Origin of the sequence: Pseudomonas baetica (assembly GCF_019733355.1) — a bacterium.
In the GTDB taxonomy this organism is placed as follows: domain Bacteria; phylum Pseudomonadota; class Gammaproteobacteria; order Pseudomonadales; family Pseudomonadaceae; genus Aquipseudomonas; species Aquipseudomonas baetica_A.
In genome coordinates this window covers 217,014-233,103 of record NZ_JAIHLQ010000016.1, presented here as the reverse complement: position 1 = coordinate 233,103, position 16,090 = coordinate 217,014, and the positions used below count along the sequence as shown (strand labels likewise).

At 60.2% G+C, this 16,090-nt stretch carries 11 protein-coding genes and 1 tRNA gene; 6 read left to right on the top strand and 6 right to left on the bottom strand.

Features of this window, described 5'->3' with window-relative positions:
* Position 1 precedes the first annotated feature (1 nt).
* The 6 genes from fdxH (at position 2) to K5E40_RS16700 (ending at position 6,003) form a co-directional block, all read left to right on the top strand.
* The gene (fdxH, locus tag K5E40_RS16725; RefSeq protein WP_221731782.1) at positions 2-937 is read left to right on the top strand and encodes a formate dehydrogenase subunit beta; all 936 of its coding nucleotides are present in this window, start codon (positions 2-4) and stop codon (positions 935-937) included.
* Positions 934-1,599: a formate dehydrogenase subunit gamma gene (locus tag K5E40_RS16720; protein ID WP_221731781.1), complete on the top strand. Its 666-nt coding sequence runs from the start codon at positions 934-936 to the stop codon at positions 1,597-1,599. Before fdxH ends, K5E40_RS16720 begins: the two co-directional genes overlap by 4 nt.
* A 3-nt stretch (positions 1,600-1,602) precedes the next feature.
* Positions 1,603-2,526 (top strand): formate dehydrogenase accessory protein FdhE, encoded by a 924-nt coding sequence (gene fdhE, locus K5E40_RS16715; protein WP_221731780.1) that lies wholly within the window; start codon positions 1,603-1,605, stop codon positions 2,524-2,526.
* 49 nt (positions 2,527-2,575) lie between these two features.
* Entirely contained in the window at positions 2,576-3,988 is a 1,413-nt protein-coding gene (selA, locus tag K5E40_RS16710; protein WP_221731779.1) for an L-seryl-tRNA(Sec) selenium transferase, read from the top strand.
* Complete coding sequence (gene selB / locus K5E40_RS16705) at positions 3,985-5,901, top strand: selenocysteine-specific translation elongation factor (RefSeq protein ID WP_221731819.1); 1,917 nt, start codon at positions 3,985-3,987, stop codon at positions 5,899-5,901. Before selA ends, selB begins: the two co-directional genes overlap by 4 nt.
* Positions 5,902-5,907: 6 nt before the next feature.
* A tRNA-Sec gene (locus K5E40_RS16700) sits at positions 5,908-6,003 on the top strand.
* A gap of 591 nt (positions 6,004-6,594) precedes the next feature.
* On the opposite strand, the gene K5E40_RS16695 is transcribed toward K5E40_RS16700, so the two are convergent.
* The 6 genes from K5E40_RS16695 to K5E40_RS16670 form a co-directional block, all read right to left on the bottom strand.
* Positions 6,595-7,890, bottom strand: a complete 1,296-nt coding sequence (locus K5E40_RS16695; RefSeq protein WP_221731778.1) for an OprD family porin — start codon at positions 7,888-7,890, stop codon at positions 6,595-6,597.
* A 148-nt stretch (positions 7,891-8,038) separates the two neighbouring features.
* Positions 8,039-9,742, bottom strand: coding sequence for an amidase (locus K5E40_RS16690; protein WP_221731777.1), 1,704 nt, complete (start codon positions 9,740-9,742; stop codon positions 8,039-8,041).
* A gap of 178 nt (positions 9,743-9,920) precedes the next feature.
* Entirely contained in the window at positions 9,921-11,027 is a 1,107-nt protein-coding gene (locus K5E40_RS16685; RefSeq protein ID WP_221731776.1) for a D-alanyl-D-alanine carboxypeptidase family protein, read from the bottom strand.
* Positions 11,028-11,244: 217 nt separating this feature from the next.
* Positions 11,245-12,630, bottom strand: coding sequence for a HAMP domain-containing sensor histidine kinase (locus tag K5E40_RS16680; protein ID WP_221731775.1), 1,386 nt, complete (start codon positions 12,628-12,630; stop codon positions 11,245-11,247).
* Positions 12,608-13,288: a response regulator transcription factor gene (locus tag K5E40_RS16675; RefSeq protein WP_221731774.1), complete on the bottom strand. Its 681-nt coding sequence runs from the start codon at positions 13,286-13,288 to the stop codon at positions 12,608-12,610. Before K5E40_RS16675 ends, K5E40_RS16680 begins: the two co-directional genes overlap by 23 nt.
* Before the next feature lie 369 nt (positions 13,289-13,657).
* Complete coding sequence (locus tag K5E40_RS16670; RefSeq protein ID WP_221731773.1) at positions 13,658-16,063, bottom strand: glucose/quinate/shikimate family membrane-bound PQQ-dependent dehydrogenase; 2,406 nt, start codon at positions 16,061-16,063, stop codon at positions 13,658-13,660.
* Positions 16,064-16,090: the final 27 nt, after the last annotated feature.

The following is a 16,090-nucleotide window of genomic DNA, read 5'->3' as shown; positions in this document are numbered from 1 at the left end:
AATGGCCAGCCAAGACATCATTGCCCGCTCGGCCACGACCACACAGCCGCCGTCGGTGAGGAATCAGCAGGAGGTGGCGAAGCTGATCGACACCACCAAATGCATCGGCTGCAAGGCCTGTCAGGTCGCGTGCTCGGAATGGAACGAGCTGCGCGACGATATTGGCCACAACTACGGTACCTACGACAATCCGCAGGACTTGAGCGCAGAAACCTGGACATTGATGCGTTTCACCGAGCACGAAACCGACGCCGACAACCTCGAATGGCTGATCCGCAAGGACGGCTGCATGCACTGCGCCGAGCCCGGTTGCCTGGCGGCGTGCCCCAGCCCAGGTGCGATCATCAAGCACGCCAACGGCATCGTCGATTTCGATCAGGATCACTGCATCGGTTGTGGTTATTGCATCACTGGTTGCCCGTTCGACGTTCCGCGAATCTCGCAGAAAGATCACAAGGCTTACAAATGCACCTTGTGCTCGGATCGGGTCGCGGTCGGGCTGGAGCCGGCCTGCGTGAAAACCTGCCCGACCGGCGCTATCGTTTTCGGCACCAAGGAAGACATGAAAGAGCACGCCGCCGAGCGCATCGTCGATCTCAAGAGTCGTGGCTTTGAAAACGCTGGCCTGTATGACCCGTTAGGGGTTGGTGGCACCCACGTCATGTACGTGCTGCACCATGCCGACACGCCGAAAATCTATGCGGGGCTGCCGGAAAACCCGGCCATCAGTCCCTTGGTGGGCCTGTGGAAAGGCATCAGCAAACCCCTTGGCTTGCTGGCCATGGGCGCGGCGGTGCTGGCGGGGTTCTTCCACTATGTGCGAATCGGGCCGAACCGCGTCGAAGAAGACGAGCATTCGGCACCTCCCGATGCTTCGGTGCATGTCGTTGATCCTGCGGTACACACCTTCGATCCACGCGGGGAGGACCGGCCATGAGCAACAAGACGATCCTGCGTTACACCGCCAACCAGCGCACCAATCACTGGTTGGTGGCGATCCTGTTCTTCATGGCCGGGCTGTCCGGGCTGGCGCTGTTTCATCCCTCGATGTTCTGGCTGAGCAACCTGTTCGGCGGCGGGCCGTGGACGCGGATTCTGCACCCGTTCATGGGCGTGCTGATGTTTCTGTTGTTCCTTGGGCTGGTGTTTCGTTTCTGGCGCGCGAACGTCTTTATCTCCAATGACGGGAAGTGGCTGCGTCGTATTGATCGGGTGCTGGTCAACGACGAGCAAAGCGTGCCGCCGGTGGGCAAGTACAACGCCGGGCAGAAGCTGCTGTTCTGGACTTTACTGCTGTGCATGCTGGGGCTGTTGTTCACCGGGCTAGTGATCTGGCGCGCGTATTTCAGCGCATTTTTCGGCATCACCGTGATCCGCTGGGCGATGCTGTTGCATGCGCTGGCCGGGTTTGTGTTGATCCTGAGCATCATCATTCACATCTACGCCGGGCTGTGGATCAAGGGCTCGATCGACGCGATGATGCATGGCTGGGTCAGCCGCGCCTGGGCGAAGAAACACCATGAGCTCTGGTATCGCGACATCACCCGCGATGATCTTCATAAAGAGACGCCGGAACGACCGGCCACGAAAAAGGGCTGACTTTTGCCAACCATTCTCGAACCCGGAGAAATCGAAGCGGCGGCCAGTTCGCCGCCGTTTCTGTACTTGCCACCGAATAACCTGTTTTCCCTGCGCGCCCAACGTCTGGAGCAACTGGCCGAGGGGCATCCATTGGCCGATTATCTGCGCCTGATCGCCGGGTTGTGCCAGGTACAGCAACAAGTCATGGACGATCCGCCACTGGCGGCGCCATTCGATGCGCAGCGCATTGAAGCGTGTCAGCAACACGGTTTGCCGCCGTTCGCTGCCGACACGCTGATCCGCGAAGACGCTTGGCACAGTTTTCTCGAGGCCTTGCTGCAACGTTATGTGCCGTCACAACTCGCTGTGGTCGATGCCGTCAACACGTTGCGCGCTGCCAACCCTGGCCAGTTGCGCAGTTGGGCCGTTGCCTTGGTCAGTGGCCAGTATTCGATGGTGCCGGCGCAACTGGTGCCGTTTCTCGGCGCGGCGTTGCAGGTGGCGTGGAGTCACTGGTTACTCAGTGCGCCGAGCCTGAAACTCAAACCTGGCGACAGCCTCAGCCAATGCCCGGCCTGCGGGTCGCCGGCAATGGCCGGTGTCATCCGCCATCGCGGCAAGCACAACGGTTTACGCTATCTGGCGTGTTCCCTGTGCGCCTGCGAATGGCATGTGGTGCGGGTCAAGTGTGTGTACTGCGAGCAAAGCAAAGGCCTCGACTACCTGAGCCTTGAGGACGATCGCCACGCCGCCAATCAAGCACCGTTGCGCGCCGAAGTCTGCCCCAGCTGCAACACCTATCTGAAACTGCTTTATCTGGAGAACGATGCCGACGCCGAAGCGTTGTCGGGGGATCTCGCCAGCCTGTTGCTCGACATGCGTCTGGCCCAGGATGGCTTTCAGCGTTTGGCACCCAATCTGTTGTTGGCGCCAGGAGACGAATGACCACAGCGTCTACACTCGCCGAACAGTCTTTTGTTTTCGGGAGTGGCTGATGCCTGCCAGCGGTGCCCTGCGTTTACCTTCCGTTGATGGTGTGTTGCGTCACCCGGCGTGCCTGCCGCTGGCCCAACGTTATGGGCGTGAGGCGTTGTTGACCTGTTTGCGGCAGTTGCTCGATGAGCTGCGTTCGAGCGTGCTGAACGGGCAGTTGTCTGCGATTGAAATCAGCCCCGAAGTGCTTGCCGGTCGCGTGGGTGAACGCTTGGCCCAGCAACAGCGCAGCCAGGTTCGACGGGTGTTCAACCTCACCGGCACGGTGTTGCACACCAATCTGGGGCGGGCGCTGTTGCCGGAGGAAGCCATTGACGCCGTACAAATGGCCGCGCGATACCCGCTCAATCTGGAATTCGATCTGGCCAGCGGCAAACGCGGCGACCGTGACGATCTGATCGAAGGCCTGATCCGCGAACTGACCGGTGCCGAAGCCGTCACCGTGGTCAACAACAATGCCGCTGCGGTGCTGCTGACCCTCAACAGCCTCGGCGCGCGCAAGGAAGGCATCATTTCCCGTGGCGAGCTGATCGAAATCGGCGGCGCCTTCCGCATCCCCGACATCATGGCCCGCGCCGGCGTGCGTCTGCACGAAGTCGGCACGACCAATCGCACCCATGCCCGCGACTATGAAGCGGCGATCAACCCGCGCAGCGGTTTGATCATGCGTGTGCACGCGAGCAATTACAGCATCGAAGGATTTACTGCGCGCGTACCGACCGCTGAACTGGCTGAGTTGGCCCATCGGCATGGTTTGCCGCTGCTGGAGGATCTGGGCAGCGGCAGTCTGCTGGACCTGACGCGGTGGGGCTTGCCGGCCGAACCGACGGTGCGCCAGGCGCTGCTGGACGGCGCGGATATTGTCACCTTCAGCGGCGATAAATTGCTTGGCGGCCCGCAGGCCGGGTTGATCGTCGGGCGCAAAGAACTGATCGCGAAGATCAAGAAGAACCCGCTCAAACGCGCATTGCGGGTGGACAAATTGACCTTGGCGGCGCTGGAAGCGGTGCTGGGTTTGTATCGCGATCCGGATCGATTGCCCGAACGCCTGCCGAGTTTGCGCCTGCTGACTCGGCCGCAAGCGGAGATTTTCGCTCAGGCTGAACGTTTGCAACCGATGATGGCTGAGGTCTTGGGCGAACCGTGGCAGGTCAGCGCCGTGCAGGCCTTGGGCATGATCGGCAGCGGCAGCCAACCGGTGGCGCGTTTGCCGAGCGCGGCGCTGTGTTGTCGCCCGCAAGTGTCGAAGCGTTTGCGCGGGCGTTGCCTGTTGAATCTGGAAGCGGCGCTGCGCGCGTTGCCGATCCCGGTGCTCGGTCGCATCGACGACGACGCGCTGTGGCTGGATCTACGGCAACTCGACGACGAACAGGCGTGGCTTACGCAATTGCCGCACCTGCAGGTCGACCCGTGATCGTCGTCACGGCGGGGCACATCGACCACGGCAAGACCTCGCTGCTGCAAGCGCTGACCGGGCAAACCGGCGACCGCCGCCCGCAGGAACGCGAACGCGGGATGACCATCGACCTAGGCTATCTCTACGCCGAACTCGAACCCGGCGCGGGGCTGACCGGGTTTATCGATGTGCCCGGCCATGAGAAATTCACCCACAACATGCTCGCCGGCGCCCAAGGTATCGATCTGGTGTTGTTGGTGGTCGCGGCGGACGACGGCGTGATGCCGCAGACCCGCGAGCATCTGGCGATAGTCGAATTGCTCGGCATCCCGCGCGCGCTGGTGGCGATCACCAAATGCGACCGGGTCGAAGCGGGCAGGGTGGAGGAGGTTCAGCGGCAGGTGCTGGATCTGCTCGCCCCGGGGCCGTTTGCCGAGGCGCCGATCCTGACCGTGTCGAGTCAGAGCGGGCAGGGCATTGATGGATTGCGCGAGGTTTTGCTGCAGACGCAGAGCGAAGTGCATGAACGCAGCCGTGAGGGTGGTTTTCGCTTGGCCATCGACCGCGCCTTCAGCGTGGCGGGTGCGGGGATTGTGGTGACCGGGACGGCATTGTCGGGCGCGGTGGCTGTCGGCGACAAACTCAGCCTCGGGCCTTTGGGCAAATCGGTGCGAGTGCGCGGCCTGCATGCGCAGAATCAACCTGCCGAACAGGCCTTTGCCGGCCAGCGAGTGGCGTTGAACCTCACCGGCGAACGCCTCGAACTGGCGCAGATCCATCGCGGCCAGTGGCTGCTGAGCGAATGGCTGCACGCGCCGACGCAACGGCTCGACATCGACTTTCAACTGCTGCCCGGGGAACGCACTTTCGAACACTTTCACCCGGTGCACGTGCACCTCGGCACGCAGGATGTCATCGCCCGGGTGGCCTTGCTCGAAGGCCCACGCTTGAGTCCCGGTGAGCGCATGTTCGCGCAACTGCTGATCAATGCGCCGGTGCACGCGGTGAAAGGTGATCGACTGATTCTGCGTGACCAGAGCGCGCAACGTACCCTCGGTGGCGGCCAGGTCCTCGACCCGTTCGCCCCGGCGCGACAACGTCGTAGCCCCGAACGTCTGGCGCAACTGCGCGCCTTGGTCTCGGGGGACGAGTTCGAACAGGTCTTGCCTGTGCTGCTCAACTACAGCGCTGGCGGCCTCGACCCGCTGCGGCTGGAGCGCCAATTCAATCGCCCGCGCTCAACCTGGGCATTAGCGGAAAACGTACGCCTGATCGACACCCGCCAAGGCTCGGTACTGTTCAACGTGCAGCGCTGGGCGCAACTGGAATTCACCCTGCTGGAACAACTCGCGCAGTTCCATGAGCTGGAACCCGATCAGATGGGCCCCGATCGCGATCGCTTGCGGCGCTTCAGTGGTCTGGCGCTGGAGCGTTCGACGTTTGTCAGTTTGCTGGATGAGTTGCTGACCGCCGGCTCGATTCAGGCGAGCGGGCCATGGCTGCACCTGCCGGATCATCAGGTGCGCTTGAATGCCGAGGACGAAAGGCACTGGCTAGGGTTGCAGCCGTTGTTCGAACAGGCCGGTTTCGATCCGCCGTGGGTGCGTGACGTGGCGAAAGCGCTGGGGCAGGACGACGCCGTGGTACGCCTGCTGCTGCGCAAACTGGCGCGGCTCGGGCTGATGCATCAAGTCGTGCGCGACCTGTTTTTGAGTGACGTGAAACTGCGCCAAATGGTCGACGTGCTACTCAAACTCGCCAAGGAAAATCCGCAGATCCAGGTGACAAGCTTCCGCGATGCGCTAGGCTTGGGACGCAAACGCTGTATTCAGTACCTCGAATATTTCGACCGCGTCGGCCTGACCCGACGCCTCGGCGAATCCCGCCAGATCCGCCCCGACAACACGCTAGCCCACGCCGACGCACAATGAGTTCAAGGAAGGCAATCGCGCCCGGTGGCGCGGCCGGGCTTCAAACCCGGTTGGGGACGGCATCCGTTCCCGGGCAGGTTCGACTCCGGCTGCCTTCCGCCAGTTTGCCAAAAGCAAAAGATCGCAGCCTGCGACATCCGAGACGTTGCCAGAGATTGCGCTGCGCTTCCATCCGATCATGCAGCACTCTGACGATCGCGATGCCTTACGCTGAGCGACCACTGCGTCGCGAGCGTTCTGGTCGCTCCAGCGGAACGCGCAGAAACCGGCAGTCAGGCAGAACGAGCGAAATTCACCGATGTAATAGGCCTTGCCGGGTTCAAGGCTCATCGGCAGATTGAATTTCTCTCGTGCCTCGGCGGAGGTGAAAACAATGCCGAGCCCAGCCGAGTTTGAATAACTGGAACATGCACATCCCTGAATCTGCGAATTGAATGACGGCAGACAGGGAGGTCAATCAATGCCTTCCTGGCTTGGCGTTTTTTGCGGGTGCGCAGGATAAGGGAGGTAGTGGCATTTGGCTGGCGGTGATGGCCGTGCTGCGTGCACAGACCCATGACTCAAACTCGTGGGTGCCAGCCTGCTGCCGATAACGGTGGCTCAGTCAATGAAAGAGTTGGCGGTGCTGGCCAAATCGCTGGCAGGCTGGCTCCCGCAGGTTGATTGCATTTCAGGCAGGATGGTCGTGTTGTGTCAGTAGCCGAGCGGGTACTGGATCACCACATAAATCCGATCAATATCATCCCCGGCCTGGGCCTCATTGGCCCGGTGCGAAACATGCGATACCTGCACCGACAAATCCTTCGCAGCGCCCGACTGGACGATGTACTTCAGATCAATATCGCGCTCCCAATGCTTGCCCCCGTCACCTTGCTGCGGCTGGTATTCACCGCTGTCGGCATCGAACGGGTTATACGCGCCGCCCTTGGGCGCACGGGTGCCGTCGATGTGGCTGCCGGTCACGTAGCGCGTCATGAACTTCAGGCCTGGAATCCCGAAGGCGCCGAGGTCGAGGTCGTAGCGCGCTTGCCAGGAACGTTCGCCGGCACCATTGAAATCGGCGTATTTGATTGAGTTGGCGAGGTAGATCGAGTCGCCGCCGACGAAATCGAAGGGTGTATTGCCATTGATCTGTTGCCAGCCGAGCATCACTGCGTGTGGGCCCAAGGCGTATTTGCCCGACAAGCTGAACGCCGTGTTGTCGATTGCCCCGGCCAGTGCCCGGCCTGTGTCTCGGGTGTGATAAAGATTGGCGTCGAGCAGCACGCCTGATTGCTTGAAGTGCAGGTTGGCGTAGTACTGATGCCAGGTGTCCGTCAGTTCAGACGCGTACAGCGCGCCTCCGATAGGACTGTCGCTGAACAGGTCGGCGCCGAGAAAGCTGATCCCGCCAGCCTCGGTGTTGGCGCCGTAGCCGTAAAAATCGCCTTTGCCGGAAGAACTGTCCTGATTCTTGAACGCCGTGAAATGCCCGGCCTGGAAGTTAACGTTGTCGATTTCCCGGCTGTTGAGCAGAAAACCCGTGGCGTATTCCGGTTGCAGACGTTTGTCGGAGGTATCGAACACTGGGGTTTGCACGGTCATTTCGCCGAATGCGAGCGTGGTGCGTGAGGCTTTCAACTTGAGGGCGGCGCCGGCGCTGGAATAATTGCTTTCGCTGCGGCCGTCGCTATCGACCGGCAACAACCCAGTACCGGAATGGCCTTTACCACCGTCCAGTTTCAGGCCGGTAAAGGCATGCGCATCGATACCAAACCCGACGGTCCCGGCTGTGAAACCGGATGAGAAGGTGCCGATAAACCCTTGTGCCCATTCCTGTTTGTAATTTTTTCCGGTGGGCGAGGGTGAGCGGTAGTCGTTGCTCAGGTAGAAGTTGCGGCTGAGCACTTCGGATTTGGCATCGTCGATAAAACCGCTCGCGACAGCCGTTTCGGTCAGCCCGCACAGCAGCAATAACAAGGTAAGACGCGAGCATGTGGGATTGATCATGATCGGTGGCCCGCATTAAAGAATGTGGCACTGATGATCAAGGGAATATTAGCGGGGGGATTGAGTCAATGTGCTGTGTTGATGAAAGTTGCCAGCGCGCCAATCCACTGTGGGAGCGAACAAGCCCGCTCCCACAGTTTCGATCGCGTTACGACAACGGTGGCGTGCGTGGCGGGATCATCCGTTTGCTGCCTGTCGACTCAAACGCAGCCGCGAGATGCAGCAGGCTCGAATCGTCGTAGGCACGGCCGGCGAAGGTCAGCCCGACCGGCATGCCGATATCCGCCATCACGCCCATGGGCACGGTGACTGTCGGCACGCCCAGGTGACGGATCGCGAGGTTGCCGTTGGCGACCCAGACGCCATTGCTCCAGGCGATGTCGGCCGATTCTGGATTGATGTCCGAGTCCGCCGGACCGACGTCAGCAACGGTCGGAAACAGCACGGCGTCGAGGCCCAGTTTATCCATCCAGTCTTCAAGGTCGATGCGCCGGGTCTGTTCGAGGCCGCGCAGGCCATCGGGCACGGTCGGGATTTCGTTCCACGATGTGATGCCGCGTTCGGCCATGCGCACGTATTCGTCCATGCCAGCGGCCAGGTCGCCCTCACGGTTGGGCAGGGTGCCCGGGTCGTGAGGGAAGATTTTCGGCCCATCAACTTCGACCAGACGATTGAGTTTCGGGTCGCCGTTGGCTTGCAGAAAATCGTCGAACGCCCAGGCGCTCAGATCCCACAGTTCATGATGAAGAAACTCTTTCGACACCAGACCACGGGTGAACACGGTCGGCGCACCGGGACGGTCACCTTCGCAGTTGGAGACCAGCGGGAAATCGGTTTCGATGACTTCGGCACCGGCCGCTTCGAGGGCCTGCCGCGCCTGTTTCCACAGGTCGATCACCGAATCACGGGTGTTGATGCGCTGGCCGGTCGGGCCACCGATGCCCGGCGCTTCGCTGGTGCCTGCATCAGGGTCGGCGTTGATGAACATACGCGGTACGGCGAAACGCTTGCCGGCCAGCGCGGCGCTGTCGGCAGCCAGTTCGGCGTAAGCGGCGGGGCGCACGGAACTGACGCTCGGGATCGGCACCCACGGTTGCAGGCGCCACAGATCGCCACGGGTGTCGGGGTCTTCGGCGACGATGATGTCGAGCACTTCCAGCAGATCAGCCATGGTGCGGGCGTACGGCACGACGACGTCCATGGTCGGGGTCAACGGCCAATTGCCGCGCACCGAGATCACTCCGCGCGACGGCGTATAGGCACACAAGCCATTGTTCGACGCTGGGCCGCGACCGCTCGACCAGGTTTCTTCGGCCAGACCGAACGCGGCGAAACTCGCGGCCGTGGCGGTGCCGGCACCATTGGACGAACCCGAGGCGAACGGCGCAGTCAGGTAGTCAGCGTTATAAGGGCTTTCGGCACGGCCGTAGACACCACGTTGCATCCCGCCATTGGCCATCGGCGGCATGTTGGTCTTGCCCAGGCAAATCGCTCCGGCACCGCGCAGGCGCTCAATGGTGAACGCATCGCGATAAGCGACCAGATCGGCAAACGCCGGGCTGCCAGACGCTGCAGTCAGGCCTTTGACCAGATAACTGTCCTTGGCGGTGTAAGGAATGCCGTCGAGCGGGCTCAGCGTTTCGCCCTTGGCGCGTCGGGCGTCGCTGGCCAGTGCTTCGTTGAGGGCTTCGCGATTGCGCACGACAACGGCGTTCAGCGCTGTCGGGGTGTCGGCGCCGTCGTAGGCATCGATGCGGGCGAGATAGGCCTGCACCAGTTCAACCGATGTGGTCTGGCCGGATTCCAGCGCAGCACGCAGTTGGGCAATGGAAACTTCGGTGACTTCGATCATGCGGTCACCGCCATTTGCAGTTGAGCGTCATTTATCTTGGAAGGGGCATTCATATCGGTTCTCGCTGCACGGCTTTACGCGACAAGGTTAAGACTGGCGCCTATTTAACACCAATCCTTCATCCAAACGACAGAACACCCACGTCACGGGCCGTACGGTCCGCTGGAATCCGCGCCCCTCAGGCCGTTTGAGTGTCATCGAACCAGCCGCGAATCATCTGGGTAAAGAACAGGTGCGTCGTATCCCACCAGCGTTTCCACCAACTGCCTGCTTCAGCGTCCTCAAGTGCGATCAACGGACGACTCCCCAGTAGTTGCCCGGCATCGTACAGCTCCAGTTTCCCGACGACGGTGCCCAGGGCGATAGGCGCTTGTAGCGCCCCATCAATCTCGATGCGTGTCTCTATTTTTCGATGTCTGTTCTTGGGCAGGGTGATGGTCATGTCGTCGAGTAAGCCCAGAGCGATCGATCGTTTCTCGCCTTTCCAGAGCGCAGCCGTTTTGAGTACTTCCCCGGCTTTTTTGTAGGTTTGGGTGTCATAGAAACGAAAGGCGTAACCCATGAGTTTTTCAGTTTCTGCCGTTCGTTTCTGCGTGCTGGTTGCGCCAAAGATCACGCTGATCAAACGCCGCCCGTCTCGACGCGACGAGGCCACCATGCAATAGCCAGCCGCTTCGGTATGGCCAGTCTTCAGTCCGTCGAAGCTGTCGTCTCGCCACAATAGAAGGTTGCGGTTGGCTTGCCGTATGCCATTCCAGGTGAAATGTTTTTTGGCGTACAGAGCATAGGTGTCAGCCCCTTCGTTGATGATCGCCCGCGCCAATATCGCCATGTCCCGGGCCGATGAGTAATGGTCTGGCTGAGGCAGGCCGGTGGAGTTCATGAAGTGTGTGTTGCGCATCCCCAAGGCCGTAGCCGTTGAGTTCATCATGCCGACGAAAACGCCTTCGCTTCCGGCGACATGTTCGGCGAGCGCCACGCTGGCGTCGTTACCCGAATCGATGATCACGCCGCTGAGCAAATCGTGAACCGAAACGGAACTGCCTGGGTCAAGAAACATGCGCGAACCGCCGGTACGCCAGGCATTTTCGCTGACAGTGACCATGCCATCCGCTTTGATACGCCCGGCCTTGATTTCGCGCGTGGTGACAAATGCCGTCATCATTTTGGTCAGGCTGGCCGGCGGCAGGCGCAAATCGCTGTTGTGACTGGTGATAACGGCACCCGTTGCTCCGTCGATGAGTATCCAGGCTTTGGCACCGAGCTTCGGTGCAGCAGGGATCATGGCGCCTCGGGTGTTGTTGTCAGCCAGAGCAGGGTGGGCCAACACAACAAGCGATGTTGCGCAGAGCAGGGTGAACACACATCGGAACAACAGGCATTTCACAAGCAAGAAGCCTTGGGTCAGCAGAAAGTGCCGCCACGCTAGCCCCCGAGCATGGGGCGCTCAAATTAAGCCGGGTTAAGTTTAATTTAATGTTCCGGTGCGGATAGCCTGACATTCAGGCGGGGGCCATCGGGCAATGAATCAGTACGCGGGTGCCACGCCCCATCGCAGCAGGCTGAATATCCAGCGAATAGCCGTGCAATTTGACGATGGCCGCGACCAACGATAAACCGAGGCCATGTCCGGGCTGCATTCTGCTTGCCTCCCCTCGATAGAGCCTGCGAATGACGTGCGAACGGTCCGCCTCGGGTATCCCGGCCCCGTCGTCGGCCACTTCAATGACAACCGTTGAATCCTCGATGCTGCCGCGCAACGTGATATGCCCGCCCTGCGGCGTAAACTTGATGGCGTTATCCAGCAAGTTGACCAGCGCCTCAAACAGCAGCGATGAGTCCCCATACAATTTGGGCAAGTCACTGGTGATCTGCAGGGACAGTGTTTGCGAACGGTCCAGCGCCATAGGCTCATAAAACTCATGTGCCTGTTGCAACAGCGCCATGATCGGAAACGGCGCAAATGCCGAGCGTCGGCGGATATCGTCGAGTTCGGCGACCCGAAGCAACCCCTGAAAGCGCACCATGATCGATTCACTTTCTTCAAGGGCCTGGTTCAATGTCTGCTGGTGATCAAGATCGAGTGGCAGTTGCTGGAGCTGATAAAGCCTGGCGCGCAGACGTGTCAGTGGCGTGCGCAAATCATGGGCAACCCCGTCGCAGACACTTTTGACTTCATGCATCAATTGCTCGATATGGTCGAGCATTGTATTGACGGCATTGGCCAGCATGTCCAGTTCATCACGGCGAGCGGAGAGGGGTAAGCGCTCTGCGAGGTTGCCTGAAACGATACTTTCCGTACACAACTGAAGGCGTTTGACACGCCGCAATGGCCGGCGCCGCAATAAGCGCCAGCCGATTAATCCGGGAATCAGCGTCAACGAAAAACCCCACATCAAGGCCTGTTCGATAATCCCGCCCACGGCAGAAATCGAACCACCGTCACGCGCCAGGATAAGCATGTGCCCGTCGGGGCGTCGTGCTAACAGGGCATAACTGCTGCGGGTTTCTTTATTGGGTAGCGCAATGCTCAGCCCACGTTCCAGATAATGAACCTTGCCATCATCGGGCAGGCTGGAACGCAGTTTGAGCAGGTCTCCGGCAACGTGCTGCCCATCGGCGGTGAACAATCCGTAGGCATCGATTCCGGGGGTTGAAAAGGCTTCACTGGCCGCCAGTTCATTCACCAGTTTTTCGTCATCGATCTTTTGATAGTAGTGGGCGCGTTGCAGTAATGTTCGCTCTGCAACGGTTCCCAGGTAGTGGGAGATTTCCCAGTACAACACGCCTGTAAAGAGCGCACCCCAGGCCACGAAAAACAGGGCATAGAACCCGATCAAACGACTACCTGACGAGCGCCATTCCTCAGTTTTTGGCAGCAAGGACATAACCCGCACCGCGTATCGTATGAATGACGGGCGTCCCTTCATCGCCTTCAAGCTTTTTGCGCAGCCGACCAATGTGCACATCGATAATGTTGGTGCCCGGGTCGAATCGATACCCCCAAACCTCTTCGAACAGCATCGTGCGGGTGACCAACTGGCCGGCGCTACGCATCAGGTAGTTGAGCAGTTTGAACTCGGTGGGCAGCAGCACGATGGGTTCGCCATTTCGAGTCAGTTTGTGCTCGACCAGGTCCAGTCGCAGGTTTCCACAACTGAGTTGCGGATGGCTGGCGTCGGCATGAGTGCGCCGAAGCAATGCGTCAAGTCGCGCAACCATCTCGGTAGCGGAAAAGGGTTTGGTCAGATAATCGTCGCCGCCCGCTCGCAGACCCTGAACGCGCTCATCGACGTCGGAAAGTGCACTGATCATCAGCACCGGCGTCTGAATCCCAAGGCTGCGCAATGTGCTGACAATCGTCAGTCCATCGAAGTCGGGAAGCATGCGATCCAGGGTAATGGCGTCAAAACCACCGGCAATCGCCGAGGCCAGTCCGTCCCGTCCGGTAGCGGCCCATTTTGAACTGAACCCGTGGCGTTGGAGTTCAGCGATGATGACTTCCGCCGTCACCTTGTCGTCCTCTATGACCAACGCGCAACTCATATTTTCCTCCATTGGAATCTGTTTTCGGCCATTGCGACGTAATGTCGACACCCAGTGCAGGCATACCCTAGTGATCTGCGATCAAGCCGAACATTAAAATTATTTAACCCACCTTAACGCCGTCGTCTGCCGTGCGGGTGCCCATTTAAGTTCAAGTGCACGGCCTGTGTCAGCTTTGCGGGGGAGGGCAGGCGAATTGGCCAGACGGATATGGCCTTTGATCAGATCGCAACAAGTGAAACGAGCAGCCCGCAATCGCTGGATTTTCCTGCTGTAGCCTTGATCAATATAGAAATGCAGCGCGGTGCCCTTGGGCACCGCGCATGACAGTCAGCCCGGCTCTGCAAGAGTGCGGGTGAGTGCAGTGCCTTACGGCAACGCGTAAGCCATTACGTAGTCGCCACGATCGGTCGACTGACGAGCGCCACCTGCGGTGATGACGATGTACTGTTTGCCGGTTTTTGGCGACACATAAGTCATCGGGCCGCCCTGGCTGCCGACCGGCAGGCGGGATTTCCAGATTTCCTCACCGTTGGCGCTGTTGAAGGCACGCAGGTAGAAGTCCTGAGTGCCGGCAATAAAGATCAAGCCTCCTTGAGTCGACAGGGTGCCGCCGAGCGTCGGCAGACCGACCTTGATTGGCAAGTGCATGCGAATACCCAAAGGTCCGGTGTCTTCAACGGTACCCACGGGTACTTGCCAGGCGATTTTTTGGGTCTTCATGTCGATGGCTGTCAGCGTGCCGAACGGCGGCGCCTGGCAAGGAATGCCGGCGACCGACAGGAAGCGGTTCTTGTTCACCGCGTAAGGCGTGCCCTTGAGCGGTACGGCGCCCATGCCGGTGTTCAGCGCTTCGCCACCGGAAGTGGCCTGCCCCTTGTTCTGTGAAGGGATCATCTGAATCCACAGACCCAGGCGCATGTCGTTCACGAAGATGAAACCATGTACCGGATCAGTGGAGATGCTGCCCCAGTTCATGCCACCCAGCGAGCCCGGGAAGCTCAGGGATTTGTCGGTGCCTGGCGCGGTGTACAAACCGTCGTAACGCATCGATTTGAAATCGATACGGCACAACAGTTGGTCGTAAGGCGTGGCCCCCCACATGTCCGACTCGGTCAGGTGCTGGGCACCAATCTGCGGCATGCCGACCGATTTTGGCTGGGTAGGCGAGTAAGGCTCGTTAGGGATGTTCGCTGCCTTGACCGGCACTTCCTCAACGTTGGTCAGCGGCTTGCCAGTGGCGCGATCCAGCACGTAGATCTGCCCGGCCTTGGTACCGATGACCAGCGCCGGTACGGTTTTGCCGTCCTTGGTGAAGTCGATCAGGCTCGGCTGCATCGGCAAATCGAAATCCCAGAGGTCGTTGTGGACCGTCTGGAAGACCCACTTTTCCTCGCCATTGTTGGCGTCCAGGGCCAGGATCGAAGCGCCGTAGGTGTGATCCAGCTTGCTGCGTTCGACACCATAGATGTCGGTGGAGGAACTGCCCATGGGCAGGAAGACCGTGTTGGTGGCCGCGTCGTAAGACATTGGCGCCCAACTGTTCGGCGTGCTGCGCACATAGGTGTTGCCGTCTGCCGGCGCCTTTTTATCCTGCGGGTTGCCCGGGTCGAAAGCCCAACGCATGGCGCCGGTGATCACATCAAAACCACGAATCACGCCGCCCGGCATGTCGGCTTGCACGTTGTCAGCCACGCGACCGCCAACCACCACGGTAGTGCCTGCCATCAACGGTGCGGAAGACAACTGATAGTAGCTGTCCGGGACATCGCCCAGACCGGCCTTGAGATCCACTTGACCATTGTTGCCAAAACCCTGGCAGAACTCGCCGGTGTCGGCATCCACCGCGATCAGGCGAGCGTCGATGGTGTTGGTCAGCAAGCGGCGCTGGCAGTTGGCAACTGGCGCTGGCTGGCCCACGGCAACGGGTGAGCTACCCGACTCGGCAACTGCTGCAGTCGCGTCGAAATAGGCCATGCCACGGCAACGTTGCCAGACTTTTGACTGGGCGTTGATGGCGTTCTTCCAGAGTTCCTTGCCGGTGTCGGCATCCAGCGCAATCAGATTGTTGTGCGGGGTGCAGATAAACACCTTGTTGCCGATTTGCAGTGGAGTGAGCTGGTCTTCGGCGCCGTTACCGTCGCTTTCGGCGACGTCTGCGGTGTGATAGGTCCACGCCACTTGCAACTTGTCGACGTTGTTGCGGTTGATCTGATCCAGTGCAGCAAAGCGGCTGCCGCCTTCAGTATTGCCGTAGTGAGCCCAGTCTTTCTGGGCTTTTTGCGGATCAACCGGCGTGATGCCCGGGCCGGTGCCCGTAGCCGCAACCGTCGGGTGCGCGACGAACATGTTGCCGGCGGCCAAGGCCAGACCGACCGCCAGTACCCCAGCAACGGCATAAGCACCGCGCCCCGGAACGCTGCCATTGGCACGTTTCAATACTGGATAGACCAGCGTGACGACCAGGCCCACTGCGCTGAACATGAACAGGCGCGAGAACACTGGCCAGAACACCAGGCCGGCATCGTTTACTGCCCAGATCGCTGTCCCCACCAGAAACGCTGCGAACAACCAGGCACCGGCCGGTTTGAAGCGAGCAATCAGCAGACCGGAGGCCGCCATCACCAGCCCACCCACCAGGAAGTACCAGGAACCTCCCAGACTGACCAATTTCACGCCGCCAACGGCGAGTGCCAGACCGAGGAGGGCAATGATCACGCCCAGCCCTACCAGAATGAATGTTGATACGCCCGAGAGGCGTTGACTCTGCTTCACGTTGAATGTCCCGTCGAAATGAGGCGG

What these genes read in the sequence shown, in the direction of transcription:
- K5E40_RS16690 (WP_221731777.1), bottom strand. Translation starts at nt 9,742, where the DNA reads ATGATCGAAGTCACCGAAGTTTCCATTGCCCAACTGCGTGCTGCGCTG.
- K5E40_RS16695 (WP_221731778.1), bottom strand. Translation starts at nt 7,890, where the DNA reads ATGATCAATCCCACATGCTCGCGTCTTACCTTGTTATTGCTGCTGTGC.
- fdxH (WP_221731782.1), top strand. Translation starts at nt 2, where the DNA reads ATGGCCAGCCAAGACATCATTGCCCGCTCGGCCACGACCACACAGCCG.
- selA (WP_221731779.1), top strand. Translation starts at nt 2,576, where the DNA reads ATGCCTGCCAGCGGTGCCCTGCGTTTACCTTCCGTTGATGGTGTGTTG.
- K5E40_RS16720 (WP_221731781.1), top strand. Translation starts at nt 934, where the DNA reads ATGAGCAACAAGACGATCCTGCGTTACACCGCCAACCAGCGCACCAAT.
- K5E40_RS16685 (WP_221731776.1), bottom strand. Translation starts at nt 11,027, where the DNA reads ATGATCCCTGCTGCACCGAAGCTCGGTGCCAAAGCCTGGATACTCATC.
- K5E40_RS16680 (WP_221731775.1), bottom strand. Translation starts at nt 12,630, where the DNA reads ATGTCCTTGCTGCCAAAAACTGAGGAATGGCGCTCGTCAGGTAGTCGT.
- K5E40_RS16675 (WP_221731774.1), bottom strand. Translation starts at nt 13,288, where the DNA reads ATGAGTTGCGCGTTGGTCATAGAGGACGACAAGGTGACGGCGGAAGTC.